Source organism: Microbulbifer sp. ABH2_005 (assembly GCF_056160005.1).
On record NZ_JBSWWI010000001.1, the window covers coordinates 3606722 to 3629301 of the forward strand.

Below are 22580 nucleotides of genomic sequence, written 5' to 3' on the forward strand. Positions count from 1 at the left end.
GCTCCTTAAGTCACTCAGTACGCAGCAACAAGAGACACAGGAATCATTTATTGATAGGGTTATCCCAGAGTCTTTCTCTGTGGCCACAGAGACTGTAATTTCCTCTATTGATCGTATCGGCGGAAATTTTATTGGGCATACTCCCTACATTATCGCCAGCATAATCATGCTGCTGCTCACTTGGGGCGTAGCACGTATTGTTCGACACTTCGGCGGGCGGCTATTTCGCCATACTACCTCTAGGATATCCTTAAAAAACCTATTTGTCCGCCTGCTTACCAGCGCTACCTGGCTGGTGGGTCTGCTTCTTGCCGCTATGGTGCTTTTTCCTGGTCTTACCCCTACAAAAGCACTGGGGGCGGTGGGGCTACTCTCTGTCGCCATTGGATTGGCATTTAAAGATATTTTCGAAAACTTCTTCGCAGGTATATTAATACTCTGGCGCTTCCCCATTGAAGAAGGGGATTTTATTGAATGTCAAGATATATGCGGGCGAGTAGAGGTGGTTGAGGTACGCAATACCAATATTCGCAAAGTTACCGGTGAGTTGGTAGTAGTGCCCAACCTCTTTTTGTTTAAGAACCCCTGTGAAGTCATCACTAACCGGGTGAAGCGCAGAGCAACGATTATGGTGGGCGTGGCCTACCAGGAAAAAATACCAAATGCTGTTGCCGTTATTGAGTCAGCGGTGGCCTCCTGCCAAACCGTGCGCAGTGAAGACCCAATTGAGATATTTCCAAAAGCTTTTGGGGAAAGCAGTATTGATATTGAAGTCTGCTGGTGGACAGGTTCAACCCCTCTACAAATTCGTCAGTCCCGCGCAGAGGTGGTTACGGCGGTGAAAATTGCCCTCGATAAAGCCGGAATTGAAATTCCCTTTCCCTATCGAACGCTTACATTTAAGGAACCTCTAAAGCTCGAATAACCTTTAAAGCGAAATTTTTCCTAAAGCTTACAATATTAAATAAATAGAGCAGTTAAGGTCAGCGTGAACCTAATCATTGAAGAAACCATACAGTGTCCCTATTGCGGTGAATATTTCAGTACACTGGTCGATACCACTATGCTTCCCCAGGAGTACACCGAAGATTGTCAGGTGTGTTGTAGGCCTATCATTTTTCAGGTTAATTCTGACTTAGACGCCAGCATCTCTGTCAATGTTTACAGAGAAGATGAGACTTTTTGAAGCCGCCGGACTTCAGCCGCATTCTTCTTTTAAGGGTCGATAAGTGAGTATCTCTACTACTAAGCACTCTTTAAATAGGACTCACTTTATTCCGAAAGCAGACACCCCTAATTTTATAGACCCGGAAAAACGCGGATCTACTTGAGATTGGCGAAAACCTCTATCGCCCGCTTACGCCCGGCCCCCACATCACAAATCACCTGGGGATATCCCTCAACCTTGGGCGGCTCATGAATTTCCTTATTACTCAATGAGGCAAGCTCCGGCACATATCGACGAATGAAATCTCCATTAGGATCGAATTTTTGCGATTGACTATAGGGGTTGAATACACGGAAATAGGGCGCCGCATCAGTGCCGGTGGAGGCAGTCCACTGCCAACCGCCATTGTTAGAGGCAAAGTCACCATCAATTAAATTTTGCATAAAATAGCGCTCACCCCAACGCCAATCAATCAGCATATTTTTGCTCAAAAACGAGGCGACAATCATACGTAACCGGTTATGCATCCATGCGGTTTCATTTAGCTGGCGCATAGCAGCATCGACGATAGGTACCCCGGTTTCACCACGAGTCCAGCGGGAGAACAAATCCTTGTCGTAGCACCATGGAACCTGTTCTGTTTCCTCTTTGAATGGTTTGCCCATACTTAGGCTAGGAAAATCCGCAAGCAAATGCGTATAAAATTCTCGCCAGACGAGTTCACTAATCCAGCAGGCAATTCCTTCATCCCCTCCCTGCCAAAGCCCTTTATTTAGGTTGAGGGCCATATGAACACATTGACGAATGGAAATAGCCCCGCAGTTTAAATAGGGAGAAAGACGAGAGGTACTATCCTTCGCAGGGAAGTCTCTCTCTGCCTGGTATTTATCGATAATTTCAGCAAAAGCTTTCAAATGTTTCTGCGCTGCCTTCTCCCCACTCTCCCACCCCTTCACTCTACCCGATCCATCAATATCCAACGAATACTGCGGCAATTGGGAGGGGATTTTCTGCGTAAGCTTGCCGCTTCCCTCCACTTCCAACCCCAACCATTTAGGCCAGTGTTCTCCCTTATCCGTAGAAGGCATTTTCTTGGGCATGGGTAGGGGTTTAACTTCGCTCTCGGCACACAGCTGGATCAGCGCACGCTTAAAGGGCGTAAACACTTTGTAGGGATCACCACTCGCTGTTCTAACTGCTCCGGGTGGTAACAGTGTTCGATCACTGTAGTATTCCACTTGAACGCCGTTTTCCTGCAGTTTTCCCCGTACTGCTTTGTCCCGGCGTTGTTCATTCAACGGATACTCAGCATTGGCAAACAGAGCCTCCGCTTTCAGGCGCTCGGTAATTTGCTGTAGCGCATGAGGCACCTGGGAAAATTTAGAGACTTCGAGGTAGTACATAGGGATATTGCGAAGTCGCAACTGTTCTTGTAATTCTTGTAGGCAAGCCATCCGAAAAGAGACCAGTGCATCGCCCTCATCATGGCTTTTCCAGGTATCCGGACAGGCAATAAAAACCGCGGCCAATTGGTCACATCGGGTACTAGCGTGGTACAACGCCGAATTATCATGAACGCGCAAATCGTTGCGCAACCAAACCAGGCCTCGCTGCAGAGACTTTTTTCCACTCATCGTTTCAGCTGCTCCCGCAATTGCCGCATCGCACCGTCTGTATCACCAGATAACATCGAAATAATCGGAAGCTTCTCCAGTCTACCCAACTCAGCAGACTGCATTTCGACAAAATCCCCTAGCAACCAAAGAGGTGTTTGAAGAATTTGTATCGAACTAGGTAATTCTTTGTGAAGAAAAGCTTTCGAAAGTGCCCGATGGCTATAGCAGAGCACTGCATCCACATTGAGCTTTTTCACAGTACTCTCCAACTCAAGCAGGGCAGCGCGATAATCCAGAACTACCACATCACAACCAGCAGCCAAAAGTGTCGCGCAAAATAATTGTATAAAGGCCCGCTGATCATTGCCGGGAAAATCCAGCAACAATACTCGCTTCTCACAAGTTACCCGGTCTTTGCCAAGATTTTTACGCGCTATACCATTAGCTAATAACAGCTGCTCATAGAAAAGCTGCCAGAAAAAATGTTGAGCAGGCTCTGATTGTCGCTGCCTGGCCAGTTTGGCATGCAGGGGCTTTAGCCAGTGATCGAGTAGCAGCGCTGGTGGGAAGGCAGCAATCCACTGATCCAGGCGCTGGCGCAGCTTTAAGTCGGCAAAGTCCTGCGACAAATCATAAGCCTCATCAATTATTTCGCGCCAGCTGCCAGCCGTATTTTCTGCTTGCTCTGTGGCCACAAGAGAAGCCGGTCCACGCTCCAACAGCTCCCGTACCCGTCCGATAGCCACACCGCGGGCTAGGCAGGCGAGCACCTCTTCGATACGCCTTACTTCCTCTTCACTGTAGAGTCGGTGTCCCTTACTGGTTCTGGCTGGCGTTAACAGGCCGTATCTGCGCTCCCAAGCCCGCAGAGTGACGGGATGAACGCCGGTGCGACGCGCCACCTCGCGAATCGGCAGGTGGGCTTTAGTGGGGGATTCAATTTCAACCATGGCTAGGCTCAGCGAAAATCACACAACCCCAACTCCGCCGGCTCGGCGGCGAGCAGTACCTGACTGTGGATAAACTGGTGGGGACTGCGCGGCAAATAATGGCGCAACATCGTGAGTACCGCCGATAACGGCTTGTTACCCCGGCGATAATCGTCGATCAGAAGAGCCAACTCATTACGCTCTTCCTTGTTCAAATAGCCTTTCAAGTGACCCTGGCTGTGCATCAGGGCATTGGTGCGGTCTTTACGGCTGGCCAGATGGCCGAGAATTTCCATAATCTTGCCCCGCACTTCATAAGCAAATGCTTCCACCGGCATCGCCCGCGAATTAGAGACAAACTGACCCAAGGCTCGAGTCAGTGGCTGGCTGTGGGCCAGCAGCAAATACTTATACGCGGTGTAAAACTCAATCACCCTGGCTGGCCGCAGGTCGGTGGCTACATAGCGATACCAGGCATCGTAGGCAAAAACGCGGGTGAGAAAGTTCTCGCGTAAATCACTGGCATTCAGTCGCCCCACCTCTTCCATAGGCAAATGTGGAAAGTGCCGACGCAGGCGCGCAGCGAACAAGCCGGACTCATGGGCCAACACCCCAGTGCCATCCTCCTTGTAATGCGGTGTCGTGCGAACACCGCAGCTGGGGGATTTCTGCATCAGAATAAAGCCACGCAGATTTTCCACCTCGGGCACAAGCTGATCCGCATAGTCTTCCAGGGCCTCAGTAACATCCAGGCTGGGGTCTTCCCGGCCAACCGCACGCAGGCGATCACTCACAATCAGGTGAATAGGCGGTCTCGGCACTCCCATGCCAATGGCAACCTCCGGGCAGTAAGCCTGCAACTCGAAACAATTGCCCAGCAGTTGTGTACAGACTTTACTGTGCTTGTGGCTGCCGTTGTAACGCACGGGATCGCCCACAGCACAGCGGCTGATACCAACTGGAATTTTCTGAGGTAAGAGCTGGATATGCATAGTTACGCTGCACAGAGTCAGTTTGTATTCCTTTTTTATAGCCTCTCCCGATTAGTTATACAAGAGATTAGCTTGTACAACTTTTGGATTACAATCAAGTCTCATTGGCTGCTTGCGCACATACACACCACGGCTACAATGCAGGGCCGCATTTTTACCGCGCGGCAGGGCTGCGATTCTTTATCTCACCAGCTACCCCGGCAATTTGCGGCCTCTTCCTCCCCGAAAGTACGGATTAGCTCATGATTCCAGCATTGCGCGAAGTCGACGAGGTTCAGGCGCTCTATTTGCAGTTTTTGCAAGAGCTGACTGACGCGGGTTTCCGCGGCGACACCACACCCAGTTACGCCAGCCGCACCGTTTTGGCGACCGACAACTCTATTTACCAGGTTTTACCCCAGGCAGTGGTGTATCCGCGCAATAACCGCGATCTACAACTATTGGCGGAATTGGCTGAACGGGAGGAGTTTCACTCTGTGGTGCTCTCACCGAGAGGTGGCGGTACCGGCACCAACGGACAATCACTTACCGATGGCCTGGTGGTGGACATCTCCCGCCATATGAACCAGATCCTTGAGATCAATGTGGAAGAGCGCTGGGTGCGCGTGCAAGCCGGCGTTGTCAAAGACCAGCTTAATGCCGCACTGAAACCCCACGGCCTGTTTTTTGCTCCGGAACTCTCTACCAGCAATCGCGCCACCATCGGTGGCATGATCAATACGGATGCCTCCGGTCAGGGCTCCTGCGTTTACGGTAAGACCCGCGACCATGTCTTGGAACTGCACACGGTGCTGATGGGTGGGGAGCTGTGGCACTCCTCCGCCATAGGGGAAATCCAGCTACAGGAAATATGTGGAAAAGACAGCCGCGCTGCAAAAGTACATAAAACCTGTGACAAGATTGCCAGGGAAAAAGCCGAACTCATCGAGCAGAAATTTCCCAAACTCAATCGCTGTCTCACTGGCTACGACCTGGCCCATATCCGTGAAGGCGATCACTTTAATCTCAACAGTGTGCTGTGCGGTTCCGAAGGCACTCTCGGATTTATTGCTGAAGCCAAGCTCAACCTGCTTCCCATCCCCAAGTGCGTGGCATTGGTCAACTTAAAATACGACCACTTCCAGGAAGCGCTGCGCGATGCCAAGGATCTGATGGGCGCAGGCCCCATGTCGATCGAAACGGTGGACAGCAAAGTACTACAGCTGGCTATGGAAGATATCGTCTGGCACAGCGTCAGCGAGTTTTTCCCCGCTGAGGATCGCCCGGTCAAGGGTATCAACCTGGTGGAGTACGCTGCAGATACCGAGGAGGAACTGGAAAAAGCTCTTAAGCAATTTATTGCACATGTCGAGGCTACCATCGGCCAGCCAGGCAAGAGCTTCGGCTATTCCATCGCTCGCGGCCATGCCGAGGTGAATCGCATCTGGGCCATGCGTAAACGCGCGGTGGGTTTATTGGGTAACGCCCAGGGGGAAAAGCGCCCGATACCCTTTGTCGAAGACACCGCTGTGCCGCCAGAAAACCTGGCGGACTTTATTGCCGAATTCCGCGCAGTGCTGGATGAAGCCGGCCTCGACTACGGTATGTTCGGACATGTAGATGCCGGTGTATTACATGTGCGCCCGGCAATCGATATGAAAGATCCCCAGCAGGCCGCACAAATTCGCCCCATCACCGATCGCGTAGTAGCACTGACGCAAAAATATAAAGGACTGCTGTGGGGAGAACACGGCAAAGGCGTTCGCTCAGAATATGCCCCGGAATTTTTTGGCGAGCTGTATCCCGAACTGCAAAACATTAAATCCGCTTTCGATCCGCGCAACCAACTAAACCCCGGCAAAATTGCCACACCCAATGACAGTGCCAGCCTGCTGAAAATTGATGCCGTGCGCACACGCGGTGAGCACGACCGGCAGATTCCCGCGCAAGTATGGGAGGGATACGACGAGGGCGTGCACTGCAACGGCAACGGTGCCTGTTTTAACTGGAATCCAGACGATGCCATGTGCCCTTCCTATAAAGCCACGCGTAACCGGATTCATTCCCCCAAGGGGCGCGCTTCGCTGATGCGGGAGTGGCTGCGCCTTTTGAGCAAACACGATGTAGACGCGGTGGCCAGCGCGCGTAAATACCGCGAGCGCTCCTTTTTTGTCGGCCTGCCCAAGCGCTTTATAAACACCCTGGCAAAAACCCGCGGGGAGTACGATTTCAATCACGAAGTTAACGAAGCCATGCAGGGCTGCCTCGCCTGTAAATCCTGTGTAGGGCAGTGCCCCATTCGCGTGGATGTGCCGGAATTTCGCAGCAAGTTTCTGGAGCTTTATTACAGCCGCTATTTGCGTCCGCTTAAGGATTACGCCGTGGGCGGGCTGGAATTCATGATGCCGCACCTGGCAAAACTGCCGCAGCTGTACAACTGGCCGCTAAGGCTAAAACCTGTGTCTTTTTTGATGGAGCGTGTTTTCGGCATGGTGGACAGCCCACAGCTCTCGCAGAGAAGCCTGCAGGCCAGCATGAAAGAACTGGGAGTCCCCACCGCCACGAAAGCCTGCTTGGAGACTCTGGGGCCTTCCCAGCGCAGCCGTGCGGTCATCATCGTGCAGGATGCCTTCACCAGCTATTTTGATGCCGAGGTGGTGGCGGACATCCTGCGTCTGCTCAAGCAATTGGACTTTGTGCCGATTCTCGCCCCCTATCGAGCCAACGGCAAACCCCTGCATGTCCATGGATTCCTGCGTCAGTTCGAGCGGGTTGCCGAAGGCAATAGCGAGATGCTCAACAACCTGGCGGAGAGTGGTATCCCCCTCGTGGGAATCGACCCCTCTATGACACTCACTTACCGTTCTGAATACAAAAAACTCCTAGGGGAGCGCGCACCAAAAGTGCAGTTGCTACAGGAGTGGTTGGCCCAGCAGGAGGAGCACCTACAGCAGCAACGTGCGCGGATAAAGCCCGGCAGCTTCCAACTGTTGCCGCACTGCACCGAGCAAACCAATGCCACTGCTTCGCTGAAAGACTGGCAAACCGTGTTCTCTGCTCTGGGCCTGGAACTAGAGGGTGAGAACCTTGGCTGCTGCGGTATGGCCGGGACCTATGGCCACGAGGCTGCGCACAAGGAGACCTCACGGGTGATTTTCCAGCAATCCTGGGCACCCAAGCTCAATGGCGGAAAACACAACCAGCTCGCCACCGGTTACTCCTGTCGTTGCCAGGCCAGCCGCTTCGCAGGTGTTACTTTGCGCCATCCTCTTCAAGGGTTGCTGGCACAACTCGACATCTAGGGATTTACTGACGTATGGGGACCACAACCGTGGCCCCCAGCCGTCACTGGGCCAAGCGCGAAAATCCCTATGCATAAACCACTGCCCCATTTATACATCCTGTTTTACGCACTCTTCTGCCTGACCGCACTTCTCGCGGCTATATCTATCATTTCAGACGTACTCCCCAACAACGCCCAGCCCCACAGCACCAAATCTCACGGTGGAGACACTCTGGGCGCGATTGGCTGGGTCAATGAGGCCGAATCGCTAGCTCGCCAGGGTAATTTTGGCGACGCACTGCCTCTCTATGAAAAAGCGATTTCCGCCCTCAGCGACTACCCTTCCCAACAGCACACTCTGCGCTATCGCTACGGCATAGTGCTAAATGCACTGGGAGCTAAATCGAGGCCAGACCTCTATCCACTGGCGCGAGCACAGTTTCAGTCAGTTTTGCGCTACCTGGATTCCGGAGCGCAATTGCCCCACTCCAGCGCCAGGGTGCGCTCGGCACTGGCACACACCTATCACCGCCAGGCAGCCAGCGAAGAGTTGACTACACAGCGCGAATACCTGCTTAGTACCGCATACCTTCTGTATAAAAGTGCCCTGGAAGGCCTCCTCAATCAGGAGGAGTGGCACAACCTCTCTATTACTTATTTCAACCTCGGGCAGGTTTGCGAGTGGCAGGGCAACCTTGAAGAGGCCATTCACTGGCTGGAGAAAGCGGTGCAACTGGATTTGCAGTACAAGTTACCCGATTTGGAGGAGGATAGTGACTATTTGGCCGCTCTCCGTCAGCAGGTAGAACCGGTGCAGCAAAACCGGGAAACCACCCTCTAGGGCTCAGTTTTTCTCTATTTTTTCACCTAAAGATAAATGACGATGCAGTTTTATCGCCTGAGCACCCACATTTTCAGCGAATCAGACCATTTTGGCGGAATGGTCACAAAAAGTTTCAGGGAAATTTTTTACTTTTTGAGCACTGATTAGAAAACCGGTCCGAGTGTATATCTGGCAGCCGTAGGATGACATCGCTGTCAGTACAATTTCCCCACTAAAAATGACTTTCCAGCTATGAAAATTAAAATAAATTTTTAATCTCTAAATAAGAATAAATAAAAGATAAAAACCTTACTTTTTAATCATTTTGGGTTTATCAGTTTTCTCCTCAAGCAATAACCTGCTGTTTTTCAGAGCCATTTGTCGCGAAATAAGAAAAAGTTGCCTCCGCCTAAATCGCCAGTAATATAGCCAGCGTTGATTAAATATTGATCAGCTATTTCCAAAAACACTTGGAAATTTCGCAAGCACCTTTTGGCTTGTGACCATTTGATTCCTGGAGGTAATGGGACATCATGAAACAGACTCTGCGTAACACTGCTTTTTTCATCGCCGCCCTGCTTGCTATTGGTGTGAGTGTCAATGCATCGGCAGCTCTTAAGAAAACCATGGTCGTAGACGCGACCGCTTATAACTCGGTACCCGGCCAGACAGATAGCGACCCCTGGGTAGCAGCCTGGAACAACCGTCTGCGTCCCGGAGACAAAATCATCGCCGTTTCACGTGACTTGGAAAAGCACGGTCTGACCAACGGTGCCAAAGTAAAGATTGAAGGTCTGCCCGGTACTTACACTGTGCGTGACCGCATGAACAAACGTTTCACCAACCGTATTGATGTGTGGATGGAAAAAGATATCCGTAAGGCCCGCGCCTGGGGTAAGAAAAAGCTGAAAATCGTCTTCGAGCCGGTAAAGTAAAGCAGAACTGTTTTTAACAACCCTTTGATTTCAACGACCCTTTTGGCCCCGCCCTCCAGCGGGGTTTTTTTATTTTATTCTTTGAGTCATTTTAAAAATCTCAAGACAGTTGACCACCCTTTGCTTTGAGTCAACAGCTACTCTCGGAAAGAGATCAAGAAATACAATGAAACCCACATCACTTTGCGCATGCAGCCTTTTATAGACTCGCAATCGGTATTTCTACCTTCTTATTTCTATCTTCTCGTATTTCTTTTAGGGCTCTGAATCCAAATATTCAGTCTTAGGCAGGTTAGTATCTCCAACCATTACTGAAAATTATTTACCGCTAAGGCTCGATTTCCATTAAAGCCCCTGGCAATTCCTTGCAGTCCGCACTCTCCAGTTGGAAAACGCTTGGCTGTTGTCCCTCTACGTAACGATGCTCCAGTCCCTCATCGCCGAGCAGAATCAGATATTCAGATTGGACCCAAGTATCTCCCGAGCGATACTCCGTGAGCCATAAAAGGGAGGGCTGCCCTTCATAGCAGTGGCCATAGAACATGCGGGTTTTTTCCACCAATTTTTTCGTCATATAGTCCAGGTACTTACCCGGATAGGTATAACGATCGTCCTCAGCACCTGTCTGGTCAGTACCCTCTACTTCACCGTGCCTGGCTATACGCCGTATATAAATTGCGAGATTTTCATCGCAATCAATACAGTGACGCCCCGCCATAATGGCGTAACCGTGTAGTTTTGCGATTAGGCGGACTTCCTTGAGATCCGTTTGAATTTGCTGCTGGCTGGATATCACCAGGGGATCGGCGCAGAGGGAAAAAGGCAGGATCTGCAGGCAGATCACGGTTAAAAAGCCGCGTACTATCATGGGTGAGGCAACCGCTGCTTGGGTAGCACCGCCGGAGACAAAAGCTCCACAGTTGCCTCGCGACGGCGCTGTGATTGGGGTGTGCTGTCACACAGTCGCGATTCCCTTCACCATAACCATAGCAGTTACTGGCAGATTGGAAGAACAATCAATAACCAGCAATAGCCACTAGCGTCTTAGAGCGTGGAAAGATTGGGCGCAGGAGGGCAGAGCCCCAATCGCCCGCCCATAGTAAGCGCTCCCTTGGGGCCAGCTATCTTACCAGCTGCCATCCACTTCCTGCACAGGGCCTACAAAGGTGGAAATCCCCTCTTCCCGCAGGGCGTCCAGGGCTTCCTCTAAGGCTTCCTGCTCCGTCTCGAAGGCATCCTCCCACACGGTGGAATTATTGTTCTCGTCGACAATTTCGAGTAGCCAGCCACCCTCGCCATCTTCGTATATATCGATCTGCACAGATACATCGCCCTCGCGGTAGATCTGGCTCAACTCCGACTCTTTCGGTGCAAATTCTTCGCCCATGGGGTTCACCTCGCTATGACCCTGAAATTTCGGCCAGAACTTTGACAAGTTGCGGCTTCCCGGTCAACAAATATTGTTGTGCCGGGGCAACAGCTGGAGTGCTTGCTAAATGTACGACAAGCTGTTTTTTTTGCGATAAAATGCGCGGCGATTTTTTCTGCCCCGGATTTACGCTCCGGACTGCATTTAAGGAAGTTCCATGAATCAATATGTTGTCTGCGCACTCTACAAGTTCGTCACTTTGGAGGACTTCGAGTCTCTGCGCGCCCCCCTGCTTGAAGTCATGCTGAAAAACCAGGTACGCGGCACCCTGCTCCTGGCCAAAGAAGGCATTAACGGTACCGTTGCCGGTTCCCGGGAAGGCATCGACACCCTGCTCGCTTACCTGAAATCAGATGAACGACTCGCCGAACTGGATTACAAAGAATCCTACACCGGTGAGATGCCTTTCTTGCGCAGCAAGGTCAAGCTGAAGCGGGAAATTGTCACCATGGGTGTGGAAGGCATTGACCCCCGACGTGTGGTTGGCACCTACGTCAAACCCAAGGACTGGAACGCCCTGATCAGCGACCCTGAAGTCACTGTTGTGGACACCCGCAACGACTACGAATTCCAGGTCGGCACCTTCAAAGACTCCATCAACCCAAATACCGAAACCTTCCGCGAGTTCCCCCAATACGTCAAAGAGAACCTGGATCCGGCCAAACATAAAAAAGTTGCCATGTTCTGCACTGGTGGAATCCGTTGCGAGAAGTCCACCGCCTATATGAAGGAGCAGGGCTTCGAAGAGGTTTACCACCTGCACGGCGGTATTCTCAAGTACCTGGAAGAAGTCCCCAAAGAGGAATCTCTGTGGGAGGGCGAGTGCTTCGTTTTCGACGAGCGTGTTACCGTCAACCACGACCTGGAGCGCGGCCAGTACGACCAATGCAACGCCTGTCGCATGCCAATCACCGTGGAAGACCAGCAATCCGAGCAGTTCGAACAGGGGGTCAGCTGTCCTCACTGTTACGACAAAGTGAGCGACGCGGACCGCCACCGTTTCCGCGAACGGGAAAAGCAGATCCAGCTAGCCAAAAAGCGCGGAGAGAAACATATGGGCCAGGATGCCCGCGAGACGACTGTCGCCAAGCGTCTTCAGAAGAAAGAAGAGCGCCGCCGCCAGGCAGAGGCCGAACAGGCCAAAGCCCAGTAGGTTTAATACTCAGCGCAGCAGAGGTCTGGGGGAACCCTTGGTTTGGGTGAGCCAGGCCTCAGCCTCGGCCTCGGCAACAAATTCTCGCGAACTGTGCCGACACAAGCAGGTTCCATCAGACGCCAGCGGTGAAGTACAGCGATTGCGAGGGTGTAAAACCGCAATATATGCACGCCGCAATACCGGATGCTCTGCAATAAAGCTGGTGAACTGCCGCTGCTCCTCCAGCGTGACACTGGCGCGGGCATAGCGCATATCCAATAGCACCCGCAGTGGTACGCGGTGGCGGTATTTTTCTACCAGCCGGGCAGCGGCCTCCATTTTTTCTGCAAATCCTACGGGGCCATAAAATAATACCCGTGCTATGCCCCCTATCGGTCGATAGCTAATATTAAAATTCATGGATGAAAGCACTCGCGCTTTTGTCTTTGTTATTTTTATCGACTACAGCTACTGCAATGCCCGATAGATGCCCTGCCTGCGGCCAGATACAAGGCGGCCATCACAGGTTGCACACTCCCGAAAAGATTTATTCTCGACACTGGCGGTTTGTACCAAGTTGCCGAGCATTGACCACGGGTGGTCCGCCACACCAAACCCCATAAATTACCATTGGCATTCAGGCCGATGGGGTTCCTCTGCCAAAAAATGAAAACCACATAATTATCTTGACGATCACCAAGGAAAATACAGCATAAATACTTTCTTTTTTTTGTGGCAATGGCTGAGTTTAAGCAGTTACAAGAAAAACCGTCACTGATATCTTCAGCATATACAGGGTCTGTTAAATAAATACTAATACCCTAACGATTAACTCATCAAAATTCCTGTACGGGCTAGCAGCCCAGAACAAAGCCCCTGCAAGCACAAAATTGCAATAAATAAAGTAAGTCGAGACTCTTTACTGCAAGACAGTATTTCTAGCCTTTATTAAAAAACATTATTAATAAGTCTTTTTATGAGTCTTGATAAAGAAGAGATAAGCCGGTGTTTGGCTCCGGCTTATCAGTATTGAGCGCCCAATAAAAAAGAAATTTTACAGGGGCGCTCGAAGGGGTCCAATATAAGGATTTCTAACCCAACAAAAAACCACAAAGAAATAAAAATTTAGTGCTTTGTGATGGATATCGCGGTTGGGCTCAACTAATTTCGATTTCCGGCAATTCCTCGTCACTGCTGGCATTCAACCAAACCTGAGCCGCGGCTTTACGGGCAATTTCACGGTAGAAACCGGCAATTTCGCCATCCGGGTCTGCGGTCACACTGGGGTGGCCACTATCGATATCCGCGCGGATTTTTTGTGCCAGGGGTAACTCTCCCAGCAGGTGGGTATCATATTCCTCTGCGATACGCTCGCCGCCGCCAGAACCAAAAATTGGTTCGCTGTGGCCGCACTTGGAGCAGGTGTGAAGCGCCATGTTCTCAACGATACCGAGCACAGGTACCGATACCTTGCGGAACATCTCCACTCCCTTGATCGCATCCTTCAAGGCCAGATCCTGAGGCGTAGTGACGATCACCGCCCCGGCCAGAGTGGTTTTTTGTGCCAGGGTCAGCTGGATATCTCCGGTGCCGGGGGGCATATCCACTATCAAATAATCCAGTTCTTCCTTGGCATCACACCAGAGCGTTTGTGTAAGGATCTGATTGAGTGCACCACTGGCCATAGGGCCGCGCCAGACTGCCGGGGTATCTTCTGTCATTAGATATCCCAGCGACATTGTCTCGATACCCAGCGCATCCACGGGCACGAAGAATTTCTGTTCCTTTACATGGGGGCGAACCCCTTCGGTGCCAAGCATGGTAGGCAGGCTGGGGCCGTAGATATCTGCGTCGAGCAGCCCGACTCGCGCGCCCTCTGCCGCCAGTGCCAGAGCCAGGTTCACCGCGGTAGTGGACTTGCCTACACCGCCCTTACCGGAGGCCACGGCAACAATATTTTTCACGCCACGCAATGACTCCGTGGCATTGGCCGAAGAGGTCGCGGGGATATCGCTAAACAGTTCAAATTGCAGCGTACTACCTGCCAGGGGACCGCTCTTCATCAGGGGTTCGCAAGCGTCTGTGACCCACTTGCGCCACAGCGCTTCCTGGCTCGCACAGGGGTAACCGAGGGTAATACCGATCAACACGGTATCGCTCTCGTAGCCCACTTCAATATCCGCATCCAGCTCATCCAGAGGCAGGCCGCTGGCCGGGTCCTGCAACTGACCAAGGCACTCCGCCAGGCGTTCAAGTTCGGCCTGCACTTCCTCTGATAACTCTTCATGATCGTGGTGATGATCGCTCACGGTATCTCCCTTTTGGTGCTTCTTGTCAGAAACGCATTGTGTCGGATGAAGCGGCCCAGCGCCAGCGACTGGATCAATCCAGTCACTTTCTCGCTCGGCGTATTCCATGCCTCCCCGGCATAGCACAAATCTGCTATATTTCGCCGTCTTTTGACGATCTCCGGCCACTCCAGCGGAGCCTCCGGCCGCAACCCACAGCGATGGAAAAACCGATGCCCGATACGCGCAAAATCCTAGTCACCAGCGCACTCCCCTACGCCAATGGCTCCCTGCACCTGGGCCACATACTCGAATATATCCAGACCGATATCTGGGCGCGTTTTCAGCGCTCCCGCGGTAACGACTGCCTGTACATCTGCGCCGATGATGCACACGGCACCGCAATCATGCTCAAAGCCGAACAGCTGGGCCTGACACCGGAGCAACATATCGCCAATATGCAGGCGGAGCACGAGCGGGATTTCGCCGATTTCCTGATTGGCGTGGACAACTACCACTCCACCCATTCGGAGGAAAACCGCGAGTTGTCCGCTATGATCTACCGCCGCCTCAGCGACAACGGCCATATCGCCTCGCGCACCATCACCCAGGCCTTCGACCCGGAGAAGCAACTGTTCCTGGCGGACCGCTATATCCAAGGCACCTGCCCTCGCTGCAGTACTCCCGATCAGTACGGTGACAACTGCGAAGCCTGTGGCGCCACTTACAGCCCCACGGAGCTGATCGATCCGGTATCCGCCATCTCCGGTGCCACCCCGGTGGAAAAAGAGTCCGAGCACTTCTTCTTCACTCTGCCGGCCTTTACCGAGTTCCTTCGCAACTGGACCCGCTCCGGCACCTTGCAGGATGAGGTGGCGAACAAGCTGGCCGAATGGCTCGAAGAGGGACTGCAGGAATGGGATATTTCCCGCGATGCCCCCTATTTCGGTTTTGAAATCCCTGACGCACCGGGCAAATATTTCTATGTATGGCTAGATGCACCCATCGGCTATATGGCCAGTCTGAAAAACTACTGTGACAAAAATGGTAGCGACTGGCTGGATTACTGGAAAAAAGACAGCGACGCTGAGGTGTACCACTTTATCGGCAAGGACATTGTCAATTTCCACGCCCTGTTCTGGCCTGCCATGCTGGACTCCGCCGATTTCCGCACCCCCAACAAGGTGTGCGTACACGGCTTCCTCACCGTTAACGGTAAGAAAATGTCCAAATCCCGTGGCACCTTTATCAATGCCCGCAACTACCTGGATCACCTGAGCCCGGAGTATCTGCGCTATTACTTCGCCGCCAAACTGACCGCCGGCGTGGATGACCTCGACCTCAATCTCGATGACTTTATCGCCAAGGTAAATTCCGACCTGGTAGGCAAGGTCGTCAATATCGCTTCGCGCACCGCCAAGTTTGTCAGTAAGGCCGGCGGCAAGCTCGCCACCGAACTGGCCGATGAACAGCTGTGGAACCAGTTTGTCGAGGCCGCACCGCGTATTGCCGATTACTACGAGCAACGCGAATACGCGCGTGCGATGCGCGATATTATGGCCCTGGCCGATGCCGCCAACGCCTGGATCGCCGATAAGGCGCCCTGGTCTCTGGCCAAGCAGGAGGGCACAGAAGCCGAGGTTCTGGCGATCTGCTCCCAAGGTGTGAATATGTTCCGCGCGCTGATCACTTGGCTCGCGCCGGTACTGCCCAACACCGCGCAAAAAGCAGCGGAATTCCTCAACGTCGAATTGGATTGGACCCAGGCCACCACCCCCTTGGCTGGCCACGAGATCAACAAGTTCAAGCCACTGCTGCAACGGGTGGAAAAAACCCAGGTAGATGCCGTGATGGAAGCCGCACAGGAGTCTCTGGCACAGCTGCAGGCCGAGACCAAAGCGGCCAGTGGCCCGCTGGCGGAAGACCCCATTGCCGAACAGATCCAGTTCGACGATTTCGCCAAAGTGGATTTGCGTATCGCCCTGATCGCCAAGGCGGAACACGTCGAAGGCGCCGGTAAACTGCTGCGTTTGACTTTGGACCTGGGTGGCGAGACCCGCCAGGTATTTGCCGGTATCAAGAGCGCTTATGCGCCGGAAGACCTGGTGGGTAAGCACACCGTGATGGTCGCTAACCTGGCACCGCGCAAAATGCGTTTTGGCGTGAGTGAAGGCATGGTGCTGGCCGCTGGCCCCGGCGGTAAAGACCTGTGGATTCTAGAGCCCCACCAAGGCGCCAAACCCGGTATGCGTGTGATGTGAGAATAATTGGGGTGGGCGCGGCCCACCCTAGCGAAACGACACCGCAATCAAGCCGGCGCACACCAACCCCACCCCTAACAGCTGGGGCCTGTGTGCCGGCTCTCCCAGCAGCCAGATAGCAAACCCTACTCCCAGTGGAATACTGAGCTGGCGCAGAGCCACCACGTAACTCACATTTTCCGTCATCGCCATTGCCAACAGCACCAGTCCATAAGTCGCGCCCATCATCAGACCGGTCAAAACCCCCAACTTCAAATCTCCAAGAGACGTTAACAATTGCCCGCGCCCCGCTCGGCTTAAACATCCACACAGTAGCCACAGCCCAGAGACAAAAAACTGCATGCCCAAGTAGCCATAAGCCATCATCGGAGGTGTTACCGCCCCATCTAAGGCTTCCTCCAAAAAAAGCAGTGCTCCCTTATCCGCCAGCGAATATCCCACCGTGCCGAGTGCCGCCACCAAAGCCCAGGCACAGTCCGCTCTCCAGTACACACTCCAATGCCACTGACGGAAATAAACCAGTGGCACTAATAGGCAGCCGATCGTCACCAATAACATGCCCAGCCAAGCGAGCCAGGGCAGTGCCTGTCCCAACAGCGCTGTTGCCAGCGCCACAAGGAGTACCGGCAAGGCGCGCGCGATGGGATAAACCAGGCCGATATCGGCGCGCTGATAAGCTAACGCCAGACCGCCCATATAAATCATCTGAAAAAAACCGCTGACCAGTAAGAGCAGCCAAAAAGCGCGCGGCAACGCATCCGCCTGTGAGAGCACCCAAAAGCAGAGGGGGAGGAGTAGTAGGCCCACACTGAGTGTGGCGATACAAAAAAAAGCCGGGGAAGGTGTGCGGGATTTTCCCAGTAAATTCCAACCCGCGTGAAGAAATGCCGAGATTAAAACCAGAGATGCTGCAGTTAACGATATTCCCATATAGGCCCTCTTCATTTGCGACAGAAAGGCCCGAAAACTAACCGTAGCCAACTATGCGAGGTCTGCCGCCAACGCCTGAAAGCCATTGCATTTGGCGACCGCTACCGTAGCATGCCGCTATCTCACACAGGAAAGCGAGGAAATTCCATGCGCGGCGTATTTCTGGACGCAATGACCATGAAGCTTGGGGAATTGGACACACAGACCCTAATAAACAGTCTAGACCACTGGGATTTCTACGAAACCACCTCTGCAAAACAGACCGCCGAACGCATCGCCGATGCGGAAGTCGTCATTACCAATAAAGTGATTTTGGACCGCGCGCTCTTGGAGCAGGCCAACTCACTCAAACTGATCTGTGTCTGCGCCACCGGCACCAATAACATTGACCTGGAAGCTGCACAGGATTTGAATATTTCTGTGCGCAATGTGCAGGGATACGCCGGCGCCTCTGTACCACAGCACACCCTGGCATTAATTCTCGCTCTCGCCTCCCGTTGGCATCACTATCACCAGGACGTGATGGCTGGCCGTTGGAGTCAGTCGGAAATTTTCTGTCTACTGGATCATCCAGTGGTGGAATTGGCCGGGAAAACCCTGGGAATTATTGGTTACGGTGAGTTGGGGCAAAGAGTTGCCAAACTGGGGGAAGCCCTGGATATGCGCGTTTTAATCGCGGAGTCTTTCAGCGGGGAAAAACATCCAGGCCGGGTGCCATTGACACAATTGAAAAAGGCATCCGATGTTATCAGCCTGCACTGCCCTCTCACGGCACAAACCGAAAAGTTAATCGATCGCGATTTTATCGCCACCATGAAGCCCGGCGCTCTATTGGTAAACACCGCGCGGGGTGCTCTCGTGGATGAGGAAGCCGTGGCCGATGCCCTGCGCAGCGAAAAACTCGGCGGTGTCGCACTGGATGTACTGAGTGAGGAGCCCCCACCGGCGAGTCATCCATTACTGGCCAATGATATTCCCAACCTAATTATCACCCCACACAATGCCTGGATCAGTCGCGAGAGCCGCCAGCGCCTGTTAGGTGGCGTTGTAAAAAATATCGAGACCTGGAAGCGGGAACTCAGCCTATAAATGCAAAGATCCATTACCATGAAGTCCCTATCAATAATGATATAACTAAAGCCAGTAAAAGCGCCTAAAGGTTATTTTTAATTGCCTTAAAAAAGGGGCTAATGTTCCTGTGAATTGATCGCTGCGACTATAGAATTCTGCGGCAATCATCCCCTGAAAAGGAGCAACCCGATGGCAACTGCAAGATCTCCACATAACTCCAGCAGGGAAAAGCTGCAAAAGGCCTATAATCTCGCAGGAGAGGCCGCCTCCGATGCTGCTGAAAACTTGAGACAGAGAGCGAGATCTTCTGTTCAGGAACAGAGAAAGCGCGCTACAGAAGTTATGGAAAAAGCAGAGTCTTCCCTGCGGGAAAGACCGATCCTTGCGGTCGGCTGTGCTTTTGTGGTCGGCTGGGCGATCGCCAAGCTTTTCAAATAAAGCGTTTCCCGTTTTAACTGGTAAGGAAACCGCCGATGGGCAATGGAAAGAAGCGCCAGGGAGCCGATCAGAATCCCGACCCGGCCGCGCAACAGCGCGGACGGGACGGTTTCACTGAAACCGGTGAGGACAGTGACTCCGGCGGAGGTCTAGAGGAGGCTCTAGCCCGTGCCGAAGCCACCTTAACCTTATTGACCGCTTGGCTGGGTAACATTCAGCGATTGTTTCAGCTAGAGCTGGAAAGAACCCTGACCGTGGGAAAGCGGCTCATTTTCCTGCAGCTGATGCTGGTACCCCTCGGTACGGCACTACTCGTCAGTCTCTGTGGTGGCTTAGGTTTAATTGCCTACTATTTTAGCCAGTCGATATATATTGGATTTGCTGTATTTGTGCTGATACAAATCAGCCTTTTCCTCGGTGTACTGCTTTACCAGAAAAAGCTGCGCCCACTGCTGGGGTTTGAAGAAACCAAACGGCAGGTAAGGGAGGCCCTTCACGATGTCGCTGAGACAATTAAATAGGCAAATTTCACTCTGCTGCGTGGACGCTGAAAAACAGCGTCGCAGCGCATTGCGGCTATTCGATCAACAGCAACGGGATGTTAATCAGCAGCTGGGAAAAATCCCTTTACCGGCAATTATGGGCCTCGCTTTTGCCGCCGGGTTTATAGCCGAGAAACTCTGGCAACTGCCGCGCACATCGCAAATGATTCACCTGGCACTTTCTTTGCGCGGCTTTTAGATGAATGCACTAATTGATTTATGGGCGATTTGGCCAGCCACCTAGCTAGCCAACTGAACTGGGCAGCAAAGAGAACACAGCCACCTTCTTAATAATTATCCTCTTGCGTGATTTTGTCCTGGGTCTTCTCGTCAAAATCACTGGCATCGTGGCGCTCATGCAATTGCTCACTGGGGTCACCCCAGGTGCGGTTCACCATACGGCCACGCTGTACCGCCGGTCGCTGTGCAATTTCATCAGACCAGCGCACAAGGTGTTTGTAACTCTCGGCCTGCAGAAATTCGCTGGCATCGTAGGCCTCATTACGGATCAGTGCACCGTACCAGGGCCAGATGGCGATATCTGCAATGGTGTATTCGCGCCCAGCGATAAACTGGTGCTTAGCCAGTTGTCGGTCCAGTACATCCATCTGCCGTTTTACTTCCATGGCGAAACGATTGATCGGGTATTCGAGCTTCTCTGGCGCATAGGCATAGAAGTGACCGAAACCTCCACCGAGATAGGGCGCCGCCCCCATCTGCCAAAATAGCCAGTTGAGAGTCTCGGTACGCTGTTCCGGGGTGTGTGGCAGGAAGGCACCAAACTTCTCGCCCAAATACAGAAGAATGGAGCCGCTCTCAAAAACCCGTATTGGTGGGGTCGTGCTGTGATCCACCAACGCCGGGATTTTTGAGTTCGGGTTTATATCCACAAAACCGCTGCCAAACTGCTCGCCCTCGGTGATACGAATCAGATGGGCATCGTATTCCGCCCCTTCAAACCCCAGTGCCAGCAACTCTTCCAGCATGATCGTGGCCTTGGCGCCATTGGGCGTTGCCAGGGAATACAACTGCATCGGGTGTTTACCCTGGGGCAGTTCTTTGTCGTGGGTAGCCCCCGCTATGGGGCGGTTGATCTTGGCAAACTGCCCGCCACTTTCCGCATCCCACTTCCAAACCTTGGGCGGCGTATAGGGTTGATCCGGCATTACAAAGCTCCATCTGGTGTTATGGGTTTATCCAACAGAGATAAGGCCATATTCCCTCGGAGTAAAGGGGGCCGCCAAAAAATCAACAGAAACCTCCAACGGCTTCACGAAAGTCTCTAATCCCAACCCGCAAGCGCCAACTATTCTCAAAGCCATAGCCTGAGCGGTCGGGCGACGGGCGTCTCCGCTGCCAGAAGATCCGCCATCGAGTTGAAGGCCCCCCGCGTCTCACCCATAATACCGGCCCTGCGCGACATTCGACGGAGCCCAAGGCTGGAGCCACTCACCGGGGCGCCTCGACTCCGCCAAGGCACTCGCACTACTTTGTCCCTGGGCTTCAACCGGACCTGTTATGACCGAATTTGCAGTCATCCTGCTCAGCACCATCCTGGTCAACAACTACGTGTTGGTGCAGTTTCTCGGGCTGTGCCCCTTTATGGGCGTCTCCAATAAACTGGAGACCGCCGTGGGCATGGCTGGCGCCACGACTTTTGTGCTCACGCTGGCCTCTATCTGCTCCTACCTGGTGAATACCTATTTGCTCGAACCCTTTGGCATCGAGTATCTCCGCACCATCTCCTTTATTCTGGTGATCGCGGTAGTGGTGCAGTTCGCCCGGATGTTTATCGAAAAAACCAGCCCGCTGATGTACAAGGTACTGGGTGTTTTTCTGCCGCTGATTACCACTAACTGTGCGGTACTGGGCGTTGCGCTGCAAAACACTATGAAGGCCCATACATTTATGCAGTCCACCCTGTATGGCTTTGGCGCCGCCGTGGGCTTCTCCCTGGTATTAATTCTTTTTTCCTCCATGCGCGAGCGGCTGTTTGCTGCAGATGTGCCGTTGCCATTTCGCGGCGCCGCTATTGGCATGGTTACCGCGGGGCTGATGTCCCTGGCATTTATGGGCTTTAGCGGTCTGGTATAGGGTTGCATGATGCTGGACTGGATTTCTGAAATTTCCTACCCCCTGCTGGTACTCGGCGGTATGGCACTGGTGTTTGGCGCCTTGCTGGGTTTTGCCGCCATTCGTTTTAAGGTGGAGGGGGACCCCCTGGTGGAACAGGTGGATGCCCTGTTGCCGCAAACCCAGTGCGGACAGTGTGGCTATCCCGGCTGCCGCCCCTATGCCGAAGCGATTGTGCACGGCGACGCCATCAACAAGTGCCCTCCAGGTGGCCAGGCCACCATCAACGAGCTGGCCAACCTGCTGGATATGGAGCCCATGCCCCTGGATGCGGAGCATGGAGTCGAAGACGTAAAAAGAGTGGCCTTTATTCGCGAGGCCGAGTGCATTGGCTGCACCAAGTGCATCCAGGCCTGCCCGGTGGATGCCATCGCCGGCGCAGCCAAATATATGCACACCGTAATTTCCGACGAGTGCACCGGCTGTGATCTCTGCGTGGAGCCCTGCCCGGTGGACTGTATCGATATGGTACCTCTGGAAACGCCGCTGCAAGACTGGCACCCACAAAAGCCCGAGGACGGTATCCAGCTGATTGCCACCGACCGTCGCACCCAGCCAACAGATCAACGGGGAGGTGCAGTTTGAACCCCGAAAATGAAAACCAGGTAGCGCTGCAGGAAAAAGACCA

At 53.0% G+C, this 22580-nt stretch carries 23 protein-coding genes; 13 read left to right on the plus strand and 10 right to left on the minus strand.

The genetic code is table 11. The features are described 5' to 3' along the window. Positions 1 to 79: 79 nt before the first annotated feature. Together ACXAFI_RS15625 and ACXAFI_RS15630 are read left to right on the plus strand one after the other, a co-directional pair. Complete coding sequence (locus ACXAFI_RS15625) at positions 80 to 925, plus strand: mechanosensitive ion channel family protein (protein WP_444921069.1); 846 nt, start codon at positions 80 to 82, stop codon at positions 923 to 925. A 63-nt stretch (positions 926 to 988) separates the two neighbouring features. Beyond that, a complete protein-coding gene (locus ACXAFI_RS15630) occupies positions 989 to 1186 on the plus strand; it encodes a CPXCG motif-containing cysteine-rich protein (protein ID WP_475109548.1) in 198 nt (65 codons plus the stop codon). A gap of 137 nt (positions 1187 to 1323) precedes the next feature. Here ACXAFI_RS15630 and ACXAFI_RS15635 read toward each other — a convergent pair whose 3' ends face one another. From ACXAFI_RS15635 to ACXAFI_RS15645, 3 genes are read right to left on the minus strand one after another with little or no spacing between them, the layout of a single operon-like run. Continuing rightward, positions 1324 to 2802 (minus strand): cryptochrome/photolyase family protein, encoded by a 1479-nt coding sequence (locus ACXAFI_RS15635; protein WP_475109549.1) that lies wholly within the window; start codon positions 2800 to 2802, stop codon positions 1324 to 1326. Then, entirely contained in the window at positions 2799 to 3734 is a 936-nt protein-coding gene (locus ACXAFI_RS15640; protein WP_475109550.1) for a MerR family transcriptional regulator, read from the minus strand. The genes ACXAFI_RS15635 and ACXAFI_RS15640 overlap by 4 nt, the downstream gene beginning before the upstream one ends. A gap of 8 nt (positions 3735 to 3742) precedes the next feature. After that, positions 3743 to 4705, minus strand: a complete 963-nt coding sequence (locus ACXAFI_RS15645; protein WP_444921065.1) for a YbgA family protein — start codon at positions 4703 to 4705, stop codon at positions 3743 to 3745. Positions 4706 to 4947: 242 nt separating this feature from the next. Here ACXAFI_RS15645 and ydiJ point away from each other — a divergent pair, with 242 nt between their 5' ends. The 3 genes from ydiJ (at position 4948) to ACXAFI_RS15660 (ending at position 9725) form a co-directional block, all read left to right on the plus strand. Further along, the gene (ydiJ, locus tag ACXAFI_RS15650) at positions 4948 to 7986 is read left to right on the plus strand and encodes a D-2-hydroxyglutarate dehydrogenase YdiJ (protein ID WP_475109551.1); all 3039 of its coding nucleotides are present in this window, start codon (positions 4948 to 4950) and stop codon (positions 7984 to 7986) included. A 69-nt stretch (positions 7987 to 8055) separates the two neighbouring features. Further along, positions 8056 to 8808 carry a tetratricopeptide repeat protein gene (locus tag ACXAFI_RS15655; RefSeq protein WP_475109552.1) on the plus strand — a complete coding sequence of 251 codons (753 nt, stop codon included), beginning with the start codon at positions 8056 to 8058 and terminating at the stop codon, positions 8806 to 8808. Between the two features lie 515 nt (positions 8809 to 9323). Next, positions 9324 to 9725 (plus strand): 3D domain-containing protein, encoded by a 402-nt coding sequence (locus tag ACXAFI_RS15660; RefSeq protein WP_152451502.1) that lies wholly within the window; start codon positions 9324 to 9326, stop codon positions 9723 to 9725. Positions 9726 to 10053: 328 nt separating this feature from the next. Here the strand turns inward: ACXAFI_RS15660 and ACXAFI_RS15665 are convergent, their stop codons facing one another. Further along, entirely contained in the window at positions 10054 to 10593 is a 540-nt protein-coding gene (locus ACXAFI_RS15665; protein WP_475109553.1) for a hypothetical protein, read from the minus strand. Between the two features lie 258 nt (positions 10594 to 10851). Beyond that, positions 10852 to 11112: a hypothetical protein gene (locus tag ACXAFI_RS15670; RefSeq protein WP_152451498.1), complete on the minus strand. Its 261-nt coding sequence runs from the start codon at positions 11110 to 11112 to the stop codon at positions 10852 to 10854. 199 nt (positions 11113 to 11311) lie between these two features. On the opposite strand from ACXAFI_RS15670, the gene trhO reads away from it, so the two are divergent. Further along, positions 11312 to 12307, plus strand: a complete 996-nt coding sequence (trhO, locus tag ACXAFI_RS15675; RefSeq protein ID WP_475109554.1) for an oxygen-dependent tRNA uridine(34) hydroxylase TrhO — start codon at positions 11312 to 11314, stop codon at positions 12305 to 12307. Between the two features lie 9 nt (positions 12308 to 12316). Here trhO and ACXAFI_RS15680 read toward each other — a convergent pair whose 3' ends face one another. The 3 genes from ACXAFI_RS15680 to apbC all read right to left on the minus strand — a co-directional run bounded on the left by ACXAFI_RS15680 (position 12317) and on the right by apbC (position 14598). Beyond that, complete coding sequence (locus ACXAFI_RS15680; protein WP_152451494.1) at positions 12317 to 12709, minus strand: hypothetical protein; 393 nt, start codon at positions 12707 to 12709, stop codon at positions 12317 to 12319. 48 nt (positions 12710 to 12757) lie between these two features. Continuing rightward, complete coding sequence (locus tag ACXAFI_RS15685) at positions 12758 to 12898, minus strand: hypothetical protein (RefSeq protein WP_475109555.1); 141 nt, start codon at positions 12896 to 12898, stop codon at positions 12758 to 12760. 548 nt (positions 12899 to 13446) lie between these two features. Then, positions 13447 to 14598, minus strand: coding sequence for an iron-sulfur cluster carrier protein ApbC (gene apbC / locus ACXAFI_RS15690; protein WP_444921060.1), 1152 nt, complete (start codon positions 14596 to 14598; stop codon positions 13447 to 13449). Between the two features lie 212 nt (positions 14599 to 14810). Here apbC and metG point away from each other — a divergent pair, with 212 nt between their 5' ends. Next, positions 14811 to 16838: a methionine--tRNA ligase gene (metG, locus tag ACXAFI_RS15695; protein ID WP_475109556.1), complete on the plus strand. Its 2028-nt coding sequence runs from the start codon at positions 14811 to 14813 to the stop codon at positions 16836 to 16838. Between the two features lie 27 nt (positions 16839 to 16865). On the opposite strand, the gene ACXAFI_RS15700 is transcribed toward metG, so the two are convergent. Then, positions 16866 to 17768, minus strand: coding sequence for an EamA family transporter (locus ACXAFI_RS15700; protein WP_475109557.1), 903 nt, complete (start codon positions 17766 to 17768; stop codon positions 16866 to 16868). Between the two features lie 147 nt (positions 17769 to 17915). Between ACXAFI_RS15700 and ACXAFI_RS15705 the strand changes: the two genes are divergently transcribed. The 4 genes from ACXAFI_RS15705 (at position 17916) to ACXAFI_RS15720 (ending at position 20018) form a co-directional block, all read left to right on the plus strand. Further along, positions 17916 to 18857 carry a D-2-hydroxyacid dehydrogenase gene (locus tag ACXAFI_RS15705; RefSeq protein WP_475109558.1) on the plus strand — a complete coding sequence of 314 codons (942 nt, stop codon included), beginning with the start codon at positions 17916 to 17918 and terminating at the stop codon, positions 18855 to 18857. Between the two features lie 171 nt (positions 18858 to 19028). Beyond that, positions 19029 to 19277: a hypothetical protein gene (locus tag ACXAFI_RS15710; RefSeq protein WP_444921056.1), complete on the plus strand. Its 249-nt coding sequence runs from the start codon at positions 19029 to 19031 to the stop codon at positions 19275 to 19277. Positions 19278 to 19312: 35 nt separating this feature from the next. Next, the gene (locus ACXAFI_RS15715; protein WP_475109559.1) at positions 19313 to 19798 is read left to right on the plus strand and encodes a hypothetical protein; all 486 of its coding nucleotides are present in this window, start codon (positions 19313 to 19315) and stop codon (positions 19796 to 19798) included. Next, positions 19776 to 20018 carry a hypothetical protein gene (locus ACXAFI_RS15720; protein WP_444921054.1) on the plus strand — a complete coding sequence of 81 codons (243 nt, stop codon included), beginning with the start codon at positions 19776 to 19778 and terminating at the stop codon, positions 20016 to 20018. The genes ACXAFI_RS15715 and ACXAFI_RS15720 overlap by 23 nt, the downstream gene beginning before the upstream one ends. An 88-nt stretch (positions 20019 to 20106) precedes the next feature. Here the strand turns inward: ACXAFI_RS15720 and yghU are convergent, their stop codons facing one another. Next, entirely contained in the window at positions 20107 to 20985 is an 879-nt protein-coding gene (gene yghU, locus ACXAFI_RS15725; RefSeq protein WP_475109560.1) for a glutathione-dependent disulfide-bond oxidoreductase, read from the minus strand. Positions 20986 to 21337: 352 nt separating this feature from the next. Here yghU and rsxA point away from each other — a divergent pair, with 352 nt between their 5' ends. Both rsxA and rsxB read left to right on the plus strand, forming a co-directional pair. After that, on the plus strand, positions 21338 to 21913 hold the full coding sequence (gene rsxA, locus ACXAFI_RS15730; RefSeq protein WP_020411915.1) for an electron transport complex subunit RsxA: 576 nt from the start codon (positions 21338 to 21340) through the stop codon (positions 21911 to 21913). A 9-nt stretch (positions 21914 to 21922) separates the two neighbouring features. Next, complete coding sequence (gene rsxB / locus ACXAFI_RS15735) at positions 21923 to 22537, plus strand: electron transport complex subunit RsxB (RefSeq protein WP_152456087.1); 615 nt, start codon at positions 21923 to 21925, stop codon at positions 22535 to 22537. The last annotated feature ends 43 nt before the right edge of the window (positions 22538 to 22580 follow it).